Here is a 12,968-nt window from a genome sequence, read left to right as displayed (position 1 = left end):
TGATATTTTAATATAGTTAAATATTTGAGTTGTAAATGTTTTATATGTATATAATATTTTAAAAGATAATATATTTTATAAAATTATCAATATGATAAAAAAACGTTCTATTAGTTCATATCGTTGGTTATCAGAACATTTTCGTGACCCATATGTTCGAAAAACTCATCAGAAAAATTTACGTTCTCGGTCATGGTTTAAATTGCATGATATTGATGTAAAGTATCATTTATTTCGAACTGGAATGAATGTTATTGATTTGGGTTCATCTCCTGGTGGTTGGTCAGAATATGCTATTAAACACGTCGGAAAAACCGGATCAGTGACATCTTGTGATATGAATGCTATGAATAAAATTTCAGGAGTATTTTTTTTACAAGGTGATATTTCTAAGAAAATAATATTTAATGCTTTGTTAAATCATATACAATATAAAAAAATTAATTTAGTTATGTCAGATATGTCACCTAAAATAACTGGAATTTCTTATACTGATATGTCTAATGCATTTGATTTGTTTAATTTAGCTTTCAAAATTGCTAAAATAACTTTATCTAATAAGGGTATTTTTTTAATTAAATTATTTCATGGGGAAGAATTTGAAAATTATTTACATAATATGTACGATTTTTTTAATACAATAAGAATTTGTAAACCTTCTTCGTCGCGAAGTCGATCTAAAGAAGTTTTTTTATTAGCAAAAAAAAAAAAAATATAATATTCTATTAATTTTTAACATATTTGTAATTATCATGAGGTTGATACATTGAATGATATAGCTAAAAATTTTATATTTTGGTTAATGGTATTAATATTGTTTATATTTATTATGTATGGCTTCAATATACACAATGTAAACGATCACAATATTGATTATACTACATTTTTATCATTAGTAAATAAACATGAAATACAAAAAGTATGTATTAATGACAATTATATTAATATTATAACAAAAGATCATAGTGAATATTCTACTTATATGCCTTTATATGATTCGAAATTATTGAATCGTTTATTATCACATGATGTGATTATATCAAGTCAGCCTCCACAAAAACACAGTATTATTTTTTCTATTTTTATTTCATGGTTTCCAACTATTTTACTTATTGGATTATGGTTATATTTTATGTATAGAATGAAAAATAGTCACAATCATCATATGAAATCATTTGGTAAAAGTAAAACATATATATTTTCTAAAAATGAAATTCGTACTACTTTTGATGATGTAGCAGGATGTGATGAAGCAAAAGAAGAAGTACGTGAATTAGTAGAATATTTGAAAAAACCAAAAAAATTTCAAAAATTGGGAGGTAAAATTCCTAAAGGAATTTTAATGATTGGTCCACCTGGGACTGGTAAAACATTACTTGCAAAAGCTATTGCAGGAGAAGCACAAGTATCATTTTTAACAATGTCTGGATCGGATTTTGTAGAAATGTTTGTTGGTGTAGGTGCTTCAAGAGTTCGTGATGTATTTCAACATGCTAGAAAATTAGCACCTTGTATAATTTTTATAGATGAAATTGATGCAGTTGGAAGACGAAGAGGGGGAATGACTAGTGGAGGTAATGATGAACGAGAGCAAACATTAAATCAAATGTTAGTTGAAATGGATGGATTTAAAGATAATGAAAATATCATTTTAGTTGCTGCTACTAATAGACCTGATGTTTTAGATTCTGCTTTGTTACGTCCAGGTCGTTTTGATAGACAAGTGATTGTTCCATTACCTGACATTCAAGGACGTGAAAAAATTCTTCAAATTCATATAAAAAATGTCCCTATTTCATCTGATGTAAATTGTATGGTAATTGCAAGAGGTACACCAGGATTTTCAGGAGCTGATTTATCAAATTTAGTTAATGAATCTGTATTATGTGCTGCAAGATCAAATAAAAAATTTGTTTCTATGTCAGACTTTGAACAGTCTAAAGATAGAATGATGATGGGTGCTGAAAGAAAATCTATGATGATGACAGAAAAACAAAAAGAATTTACTGCATATCATGAATCTGGTCATGTAATTATAGGAAGATTAGTTCCAGAACATGATCCAGCGCATAAAGTAACTATAGTACCTCGGGGATTAGCTTTAGGTATAACATTTTTCTTACCAGAATCTGATATAGTAAGTGTGAGTCGAGAAAAATTGGAAAGTCAAATATCTACTTTATACGGTGGTCGTTTAGCTGAAGAAATAATATATGGTGTACAAAAAATATCTACTGGATCTATGAATGATATCAAAATAGCTACGAGTTTAGCACGTAATATGATAATAAAATGGGGTTTTTCAGAAAAATTAGGTCCTATATTATATTCACATGATGATGATGATAATCAAATATTTTTTAATCATACATCACTGAAGTCCATGTATATATCTAATGAAACTTCTCGTATCATTGATGAAGAAATTAAATTATTAATTGATAGAAATTACAATCGATCTAAAAAATTATTAAATGAAAATTTAGATATTTTACATGCTATGAAAGATGCATTAATGAAATATGAAACTCTTGATGCCGATCAAATCGATGATTTAATGAATAGAAAAAAAGTTAAAGATCCTGTTGGATGGAATAATATAAATAAATGATAATGTTGAATAATATATCATTTTATATAGAATGACAGTTTATGATTTTTATAATGTATATATTTTGATATTATATTTAATATTTATAAAGGTTATATAATTATGTATTATTTTATTTTATTAATATTTATTATTATTACATGTTCATTAGTTACATTAATTATGTTACATCCAGTGAAAAAAAATGATTTTTATTCTTCTTATAAAAGTGTTAAATTGTTTAATCCAATATATTATAATACTATTATTAATCGTATCATTAAATTTCTTATTGTAATTTTTTTATTGCTGAGTGTGTTAATATGTAACTTAAATATGAATAATATTATTATGAATTAACATTAAATAAATATTAATTTAATAAGTAGTATTAAATTTTATATTATTGCGCAACAATTTTACCGAGGTGGTGAAATTAGGTAAACACGCTATCTTGAGAAGGTAGTGCTATATCATATAGCTTATGGGTTCAAATCCCATCCTCGGTAAATAAAATGAAATTTTATTATTAAAAATTATGATATATAATTTTGAAATATAATATATATAATTTAAATTAATATAAAATTTTTTATTTTCAAATATATTATATACAATTTAGTATCAATTAAAACCTCGTATTATCGAGGTTTTAATATATAAAATTATTAATTTGTTTTTAAAATGTGTTTATATATGTATTTTCAGTATTATAAATATGATATGCAATTATTTAAAATATAATTTATATTTATTGATCTCTAGTATAATTGAATTAATATTAAACATTAACTTTTCAGGTTAATTAATGAATAAAGAAATTTTATCTATTGTAGAATCTATAGAGAATAAAAAACTATTGTCCCGAGAAGAAATTTTTAAAATATTAGAATTTGCATTGTCCATAGCGACAAAAAAAAAATATCCTTATGACATTGATGTACGAATTAGTATCAATAGACAGAATGGTGATTTTCATACTTTTCGTAGGTGGTTAATAGTTTTATATGTGACGAAACCAACCCGAGAAATTACTTTGGAAGCAGCACAATTTGAAAATAGATATGTGAGAATAAATGATTATATAGAAGATCAAATTGATTCTGTTATGTTGAATCGCTTTACTACTCAAATTATTAAACAGGAAATTATTAAAAAAATTAGAGAAATAGAAATGAAAAAAATATTGGATAATATTTATCATTACCCTAATCAAATTGTTACAGGTATTGTAACATCGATAAAAAAAAAATATATAATTTTAAATTTAAATGATCATATTGAAGTTATGATGCAAGATAAAGATATGATTCCTAAGGAACATTTGAAATTAGGAGATCGTATTAAAGGTATATTATATCATGAACATATTCCTAAAAAAGGTATACAATTATTTATTAGTCGTTCAAAACCTGAAATTTTATTTGAATTATTTAAAATAGAAATACCAGAAGTTAAAGAAAAAGTAGTACAAATTAAAGCAGTTGCACGTCATACTGGGTTTAGATCTAAAGTAGCTGTCATAAGTTATGATCATTGTATTGATCCTATTGGCGCTTGTATAGGTATTCGAGGCACACGAATACAAGCAATATCTAAAGAAATTTTTGATGAACGTATAGATATTATTTTATGGAATAATAATCCTGCACAATTTGTTATCAATGCTATGGCTCCTGCTAATGTGATTGATATAATTGTTCATGAAGATAGTTATACCATGGATATTTTGGTTGATACTAGTTATTTATCACAAGCAATAGGTCGACATGGTCAAAATGTACGATTAGCGTCAAAATTAAGTGGTTGGAAGTTAAATATTTTAACTGTTGAAGAATTTAAAAAAAAAAATACAATAAAAATGAGAAAAATTTATAATCTTTTTTTTAAATGTTTACAATTACAAAAATATATTATAAATATTTTGATTAAAGAAGGATTTTCTTCTTTAGAAGAATTATTTTATATTTCTGATAATGTATTATTAAAAATTCAAGATATAAATATAAATATAGTACTTTGGATTCGGAAAAAATTAAAAAAAATATTTTTTAATTCATTAAATTAAGTTTAATAAAATAATTTAAAAATATTTAATATATTGAATTACTTATTAATACAGTATATTAAAATATGTATTATATTATACAATAAACAAATATATTTTTAAAATATATTTTTATATTTTCTAATATATATTATAAAAGTATAATATGTAAATATATACAATATGTTTATTTATTTGTTATATAATATAACAATATCAATTTTTTTTAAATTATTAATTTATTTTCAAATAAGTTATTTTATTGTGTATTAAGTATAGAAATTAAGAATAAATAGACTAAAATTTATTTGTAAAATATATAAAATAAAGAATTTTTTTATAAAATGACTTAACAGTTTATTGTATAATATGATTATATTTACTGAGATATTTTAAAAATATGTTAAATTTAAAAAAATATTTTCAATATATTTAAAAAAAATAATAAAAGTATATTAAATTTTAATATATATAAAAATATTAAACGATATAAATATTATAAAAAAGATACTTAAGATTATAATAATCAAAATATAAATATAAAAAAATATTTTTATACTATTCACATAATTCAAAGAAAATATATAATATTTTATTACAAAAAACATTATCAATCAAATAAATTATTTTCAAAGATATAATTTTTAATAAAACAATTACAGTATTTGATTTATCTAAAAAAATGTGTATAAATAGTTCTAATTTGATAAAAAAAATGTTTCAAATAGTATAATACTTACTGTTATCAAAAAATTGATTTTCAAACAGTATCATTGATTTCAAATAACATGGGTTATAATGTGATTATTAAAAATGAAAATAAATCTAAAAAAGCGTTAAAAAATAATCAAAAAGTTTTAAATAAAAAGTGTATAAAAAAAGTTCGACCTCCTGTAGTGACTATTATGGGTCATGTAAACCATGGTAAAACAACTTTATTAGATTGTATACGTTCTTCTAATGTTGCTGATCATGAATTTGGAGGTATTACACAGCATATAAATGCATATCATGTCAAAACAAAAAAAGGAGTAATTACTTTTCTTGATACTCCTGGACATGATGCATTTACCTCTATGCGTTCTCGGGGGGTAAAAATAACAGATATTATTGTTTTAGTGATTGCTGGTGATGATGGAGTAAAACCGCAAACAATAGAAGTTATTCGTTACGCTCAGGAATCGAATGTTCCTATACTGGTTGCTATTAGTAAAATTGATAAACCAGAGTCTAATCCTGAAAAAATTAAAAAAGAATTAATGAAATATAATATTTTGCCAGAAGAATGGGGAGGACAAAATATATTTGTTAATATATCATCAAAAAATCGTGAAAGTATAAATGAATTATTAGATTCAATATTATTACAATCTGAATTACTAGAACTCACTGCTATTTATTCTGGTTTAGCTTCAGGCATGATAATTGAATCGTATCTTGATAAAAATAAAGGTGTTATATCTACGATTTTAGTACAACAAGGAATTTTAAAGAAAGGTGATGTTATATTATGTGGTTTAGAATATGGTAAAATACGTTCTATTCAAGATTCTTTTGGATGTGAATTACAATCATCTGAACCATCAATTCCTGTAAAAATATTAGGATTTTCTGGTGTTCCAATAAGTGGAGATTTTTTTACTATTATTGAACATGAAAAAAAAGCACGTGAAATTTCTATATCTAGAAAAAAAAAATTTAGAGAAATGAAGTTATATAAGACAAAAAAAATAACTATAGACAATATATTTGATAATTTAAATAATAAAAATAATGTTTTTTTAAATATTATATTGAAAACTGATGTCCAAGGATCATTAGAAGCAATTTTATATTCTTTAAATAATATTCAACATAAAAATGTAAGTATTAAAATTGTTTATGCTAATGTTGGAAATATTACAGAAACTGATGTTTCTTTAGCATTAACATCAAAATCTATTATTATTGCTTTTAATGTACAAGTAAATATTTCAATCAAATATATGATTATAAATAAAAATATTGATATTCGTTATTATTCAGTAATATATAATTTAATAGATGATTTAAAATCAATTGTTTTAGGATTATTATCTCCTCAATATAATAAAAAAATTATGGGTATTGCGGAAGTGAGAAATATATTTAAATCTTCTAAATCTGTCATTGCAGGATGTATGGTAACAAAAGGTATTATAAAACGTTATAATCATATTCATCTAATTCGTAACAATCTTATTATACATGAAGGTGAATTAGAGTCATTAAGACATTTTAAACAAGATATTAAAGAAGTGAATACTGGTAAAGAATGCGGTCTTAGTATAAAAAATTGTAATGATATGAATATTGGTGATATAATCAAATCATTTGAAGTAATAAAGTTAAAAATATAAATTTATTATAATATTAAATAATCATATGAAATCATTTCAAAAATTTAACAGAAAAAATATTAAACGTTCTATTCGTGTTTCAAATATATTAAAACAAGAAATATCATTAATATTAAAAAAATATATTAAAGATCCTAGAATAAATTTTTTTATTACTATCTCTATGGTTAGAATATCACATGATTTATCTTGTGCAAAAATATTTTTTAGTTATTTAGGGGCAAATCAACATTTTATGAAAAATACTCATAATATAAATCATATTCCAAAAATTATGCAAATATTACAACATTCTTCTAGTTATATTCGAAAAATATTATCTAGAAATCTTCACTTGAGAATAATACCATCTTTAATATTTTGTTATGATGATTCTTTAATTTCAGGGATCAAGATATCTAATTTAATTAATAGGGTATTAAAATAATATTTATATTTTATACAATGGAAATAATATGAATAATATAAAAAAAAAAGTATTCATGGCATATTATTATTAGATAAACCTTCAGGAATATCATCTAATCAAGTATTACAACAAATAAAAAAAATTTTTTATTTTAGTAAATTAGGTTACTCAGGAATTTTAGATCCATTAGCATCTGGAATATTACCTATACTAATTGGAGAAGGAACAAAATTTTCCAAGTATTTAGAAAATTCTATTAAGACATATCATGTTATTTTAAAATTAGGACAAAGTACTTCTACATATGATTCAGAAGGTGTCATTGTAGAAAATAAAATAATTAATTTTAGTGATTGTGAATTTTATAATTTTTTAAATATGTTTAAAGGTCATATTACTCAACTGCCTCCTATGTATTCATCAGTAAAATATCAAGGTATTCAATTATATAAATATGCAAGAAAAAATTTTATTGTTCCTCGTATTTTACGTAAAATTTATATATATAAATTAGAATGTATAAAACGTTATGATAATTTTGTTGAATTAAAAATTGTTTGTTCTAAAGGGACATATGTTAGAACATTAGTACATGATTTAGGACAAATGTTAAAATGTGGTGCTCATGTAATTTTTTTACGAAGATTACAGATTGCTTCATATAATATTCAAGATTCTATAACTTTAAAAAAAATATATAAATTAAAACGGTGTTATTCTATATTAAAAAATTATGATATTTTTTTAAAATTAATTATACCTTTAAAAGTTATTTTTTTTGCTTTACCAGAAATAAGATTTTTTTCTCCTGTAATATTACAAAAAAAAAATAAAATTTGTTTTATTTTATATCGACATGAAGGCATCATTAGAATTACTATAGAAAAATCTAAAGATATGTTTATTATAGGACATATTAATAAATTTGGCACATTAGTGTCATGTAAAATATTAAATATTGATTAAATATAATATTAATTCAATATAGAGGTTATATTTATGAATACTAAAAAGAATATTCTGAAATTTTTGGTTAGTTCAAAAAATATAGGGAATTCTGAAAATCAAATTATTTTATTAAGTAATAAAATAAATTCTTTAAAAGATCATTTTTTAAATCATAAAAAAGATTTTTCTGGTAAAAGAGGTTTATTAAAGATGATTTCTCATCGAAGAAGATTGTTAAATTATTTAAAACGTCGTAATATATTACAATATAATAATTTAATTTTAAAATTAGGTTTACGTCGTTGAAACGAAATTTTCAATAAATTAAAATTATATATAAATTTGATATTAATTGTAAGTAAAATTAAATTTTTATATTTTATGATATAAAATTTTGATAATTTTATTTACATTTATATATTGTAGTAAATGTTAATATTTTTCTATATATAATTATAAAATTTTGTCTAAATTAAGGATATTATTTTGTTAAATACTATTATTAAATCATTTAAATATGGAAAACATACTATTACTTTAGAAACTGGTTTTATAGCTTGTCAGGCAACATCTTCTGTGATGATTACTATGGATGATACTACTATATTAGTTACTATGGTAGTAAGTAAAAAAAAAACTTTTGATCAAAAGTTTTTTCCTTTAACTATTAATTATCAAGAACGAGCATATGCTGTTGGTCGTATACCAGGGGGATTTTTTCGACGAGAAGGTCGATCAAGTGAAAATGAAATCTTAATTTCTCGATTAATTGATAGACCTATCAGACCATTATTTCCAAAAAATTTTTGTCATGAAGTACAAATAGTTGCAACGGTAGTTTCTGTAAATCCGCAAATAAATCCTGATATCGTTTCAATTATTGGTGCGTCAACAGTGTTAAAATTGTCAGGTATTCCTTTAAAAGGTCCTATTGGTGCAGCACGAGTCGGTTATATTAATCATGAATATGTTTTAAATCCTACTATAGACGATATGAAAAATACACAATTAGATTTGATTGTTTCTGGTACAAAAAATACAATTTTAATGGTTGAAGCATCTGTAAAATTATTAAATGAAGATCAGGTTTTAAATGCTATTTTATTTGGACATCAAAAACAACAGGTATTGATTGATAATATTAATCGATTTATTCAAAGTGTTGGTGTTGCAAATTGGAAATATATATGTTATGATATTTGTGATCATGAGTTGTTTAAACATATTTTTCAAATATCATATCGTTCGATTAGTAAAATATATCAAATTATTTCTACATCTCATAGAAATAAAAAATTAAAAGTTGTTCAAAATAATATTATAAAAATTTTAAAAAATGAAAATCCTTTATTAGAAAAATTTGTTATTACAAACATGTTAAATAATATTGAAAAAATAGTTGTTAGAAAAAATATATTAAAAAGTGGCATTCGTATTGATGGACGGAAAAAAAATGAAATTCGTTCTTTAAATGCACGTATTAATGTTTTACCTCGTACTCATGGTTCTGCTTTATTTACACGTGGAGATACCCAGTCTTTAGTATCAGTAACATTAGGTACATCACGAGATGCACAAAATTTAGATGAATTATTAGGAGATAAAGTAGATAGTTTTCTATTTCATTATAATTTTCCTCCATATTCAACAGGAGATATAGGTATAGTAGGATCTCCTAAACGACGTGAAATTGGACATGGTCGTTTAGCCAAACGTAGTTTATTAGCTGTTATGCCTACTGTAGATCATTTTCCATACACAATTAGAATTGTTTCTGAAATTACTGGATCTAATGGTTCTTCATCTATGGCATCAGTCTGTGGTGCATCATTAGCATTGATGTCTGCTGGAGTGCCGATTACATCAGCTATTTCAGGTATATCTATGGGATTAATTAAAGAAAAAGAAAAATATATTATATTGTCTGATATTTTAGGAGAGGAAGATCATTTTGGCGATATGGATTTTAAAATTTCAGGGAGTAAAGATGGTATTACTGCAATACAGATGGATATTAAAATTCCAGGAATTACTAGTTTAATGCTAAAACATGTTTTATATCAATCAACAAAATCTAGATTATATATTTTAGATATTATGAATCAAACAATTCGTATTCATAATAATACTATTTCTCAATTTGCTCCGTGTATTTGTACTATGAGAATTAACCCAGATAAAATTAAAGATGTTATTGGGAAAGGAGGTTCTGTTATTCGGATGATAACTGAAGAAACAGGTACTATAATAGAAATTAAAGATGATGGTATTGTAAAAATTGCTGCGTCTCTTAAACAAAAAGCAATTAATGCTATTAATCGTATTAAAGAAATTACTGCTGATATTATAGTAGGAAAAATATATAACGGAAAAGTTATTAAGATTACAAATTTTGGAGCATTTGTTGCTATTGGTGTTGGAAAAGAAGGATTAGTACATATTTCACAAATTTCTCATAAAAAAGTTGAAAAAATTAATGATTATTTAAAAATTACGCAAAATGTTTTCGTTAAAGTATTAGAAATAGATCGACAAGGGCGTATGCGTTTAAGTATTAAACAAGCATTAAATTGTAAAACATAATTATTACATAATATAAATATATTGTTCAATGATTAGTTGTAAAATATTAGGATTATTAAAATATATATAACGTATTTTTAAAATATAAATTGTTTTTGTATTATATAATAAATGATTGATTACATTAAATTAGTTTATAGGTATCTATTATATATAAAGTTATAAATTTATTATAATCTATATAAACTCATTTTATTACACATTAATTGAAATATTTACATTACATGATTGCAAGTAAAAACTTATTTTCTACATTAGGATTAAACAATTTTCTTATAAAGTCTTTAAATTATTTAGGATACATGAAACCTTCACCTATTCAACGAGCATGTATTCCATATTTATTATCAAAAAAAGATGTATTAGGTGTAGCACAAACGGGAAGTGGAAAAACTGCTGCTTTTGCATTACCCTTACTACAGAATATTGTTTTATATTTGAAATATCCTCAAATTTTAGTTTTGACTCCAACACGTGAGTTATCAATACAAATATCTACATCCTTTGTAGAGTTTGCTAAATATATTAAAGGTATTAAAATTTTACCTATATATGGAGGTCAAAAATATGAAACACAATTATTAGCGTTAAAAAAAAGACCTCAAGTTGTTGTAGGTACTCCTGGACGGTTAATAGATCATTTAAAACGTAATACATTAAATTTATCACAATTGCAAAGTTTAGTTATAGATGAAGCAGACGAAATGTTAAAAATGGGATTTATTGAAGATGTTGAGAACATTATTTTAAAAATACCTGTCAAACATCAAACAGCATTATTTTCTGCAACTATGCCAGAAACTATTCGTAATATTTCAAAAAATATTATGTATCATCCCAAAGAAATTATCGTACATTCCAATGTTATAACTAAACCCAATATTTATCAAAATTATTGGATGGTTCATGGAAGAAAAACAAATGGATTAATTAAATTTTTAGAACTAGAAGATTGTTCTTCAATAATTATTTTTGTTCGTACAAAAAGTGCTACATTAGAAGTGTCTGAAATTTTATTAAAACATGGTTATAATAGTTCTGCATTAAATGGTGATATGAATCAAATACTCCGAGAAGATACTTTAAAAAAATTTAAAAATGGTCAGTTAAATATTTTAATTGCAACTGATGTTGCTTCTCGTGGATTGGATATTGATCGTGTTAGTCTAGTTATTAATTATGATATTCCTATTGATTCAGAATCTTATATTCATAGAATTGGTCGAACAGGTCGAGCTGGTAGAATGGGACGTGCATTATTATTTGTTGAACGTCGAGAAATTAGGTTCTTAAAAAACATAGAGCATATGCTGAAAAAACCTATTATAGAGATTAAATTACCTAATTCTCAATTATTAATGAAATATAAATTAGATAGATTTTATTTACAAATAATTAATCACTTAAATAATAATAATTTATATAAATATCGTAATTTATTAAAAAAATTATGTCCTAATAAAAAATTCAATATTGAAATATTATCTTTAGTGTTATTAAAAATATCTCAAAAAATATTGCAATTAATTATTCCTATAAAATATACTAATAAAAATAAAAATTTTAATAATATAAAAAAATTAAAAAATATTAAAAAAATAACATGTGATAAAAAAAAGAATTATCGTTTAAATGATACAATGCGTGATTATCGTATCCAATTAGGTAAAAATGATGGTATAGAAGTTCGTCATATAGTAGGAGCATTTTTAAATGAAGGGAATATTTCTAACTATCATATTGGTAATATTCAAATATTTTCTAATTATACTATTATAGAATTGTCTACGAATATTCCTAAAAATAATTTAAATGATCTGAGCCGTATTCGAATTCTTAATAAATTTACTTATTTAGAAAGATATAAAAAAAAATAATAATAATATGATATTAAAAACAAGTTTTAATTAATTTATAATGATAAATTTTAAAATACTCTTAAATACCGTAAAGATATAACAAGTAATAATAAAAAATAAAACAAATTTTTGTATAATAATATGCAAAGTTTTT

At 23.0% G+C, this 12,968-nt stretch carries 10 protein-coding genes and 1 tRNA gene; all 11 read left to right on the top strand.

The window, feature by feature from the left end:
- Window positions 1–91 precede the first annotated feature (91 nt).
- The 11 genes from D9V79_RS01160 (at window position 92) to D9V79_RS01110 (ending at window position 12,832) form a co-directional block, all read left to right on the top strand.
- The gene (locus tag D9V79_RS01160) at window positions 92–718 is read left to right on the top strand and encodes an RlmE family RNA methyltransferase (protein WP_158351880.1); all 627 of its coding nucleotides are present in this window, start codon (window positions 92–94) and stop codon (window positions 716–718) included.
- A gap of 48 nt (window positions 719–766) precedes the next feature.
- Entirely contained in the window at window positions 767–2,611 is a 1,845-nt protein-coding gene (gene ftsH / locus D9V79_RS01155; RefSeq protein WP_187306409.1) for an ATP-dependent zinc metalloprotease FtsH, read from the top strand.
- A gap of 102 nt (window positions 2,612–2,713) precedes the next feature.
- Complete coding sequence (secG, locus tag D9V79_RS01985; RefSeq protein WP_158351878.1) at window positions 2,714–2,950, top strand: preprotein translocase subunit SecG; 237 nt, start codon at window positions 2,714–2,716, stop codon at window positions 2,948–2,950.
- 61 nt (window positions 2,951–3,011) lie between these two features.
- Window positions 3,012–3,099: transfer RNA gene (locus D9V79_RS01145), tRNA-Leu, on the top strand.
- Window positions 3,100–3,398: 299 nt separating this feature from the next.
- Window positions 3,399–4,658, top strand: a complete 1,260-nt coding sequence (gene nusA / locus D9V79_RS01140) for a transcription termination factor NusA (protein WP_158351876.1) — start codon at window positions 3,399–3,401, stop codon at window positions 4,656–4,658.
- Between the two features lie 731 nt (window positions 4,659–5,389).
- Entirely contained in the window at window positions 5,390–7,015 is a 1,626-nt protein-coding gene (gene infB / locus D9V79_RS01135) for a translation initiation factor IF-2 (protein WP_261978610.1), read from the top strand.
- A gap of 25 nt (window positions 7,016–7,040) precedes the next feature.
- Window positions 7,041–7,442, top strand: coding sequence for a 30S ribosome-binding factor RbfA (gene rbfA / locus D9V79_RS01130; protein ID WP_158351871.1), 402 nt, complete (start codon window positions 7,041–7,043; stop codon window positions 7,440–7,442).
- A 51-nt stretch (window positions 7,443–7,493) separates the two neighbouring features.
- Window positions 7,494–8,390 carry a tRNA pseudouridine(55) synthase TruB gene (truB, locus tag D9V79_RS01125; protein WP_158351869.1) on the top strand — a complete coding sequence of 299 codons (897 nt, stop codon included), beginning with the start codon at window positions 7,494–7,496 and terminating at the stop codon, window positions 8,388–8,390.
- A gap of 33 nt (window positions 8,391–8,423) precedes the next feature.
- Window positions 8,424–8,678 (top strand): 30S ribosomal protein S15, encoded by a 255-nt coding sequence (gene rpsO / locus D9V79_RS01120; protein ID WP_158351867.1) that lies wholly within the window; start codon window positions 8,424–8,426, stop codon window positions 8,676–8,678.
- A 180-nt stretch (window positions 8,679–8,858) separates the two neighbouring features.
- Window positions 8,859–10,955 carry a polyribonucleotide nucleotidyltransferase gene (gene pnp / locus D9V79_RS01115; RefSeq protein WP_158351865.1) on the top strand — a complete coding sequence of 699 codons (2,097 nt, stop codon included), beginning with the start codon at window positions 8,859–8,861 and terminating at the stop codon, window positions 10,953–10,955.
- A 224-nt stretch (window positions 10,956–11,179) separates the two neighbouring features.
- A complete protein-coding gene (locus D9V79_RS01110) occupies window positions 11,180–12,832 on the top strand; it encodes a DEAD/DEAH box helicase (protein ID WP_158351863.1) in 1,653 nt (550 codons plus the stop codon).
- Window positions 12,833–12,968 lie beyond the last annotated feature (136 nt).

The sequence above is a fragment of the Buchnera aphidicola (Stegophylla sp.) genome (genome assembly GCF_005080785.1).
In the GTDB taxonomy this organism is placed as follows: domain Bacteria; phylum Pseudomonadota; class Gammaproteobacteria; order Enterobacterales; family Enterobacteriaceae; genus Buchnera_L; species Buchnera_L aphidicola_AQ.
This window is presented reverse-complemented; position numbering and strand designations above follow the sequence as displayed.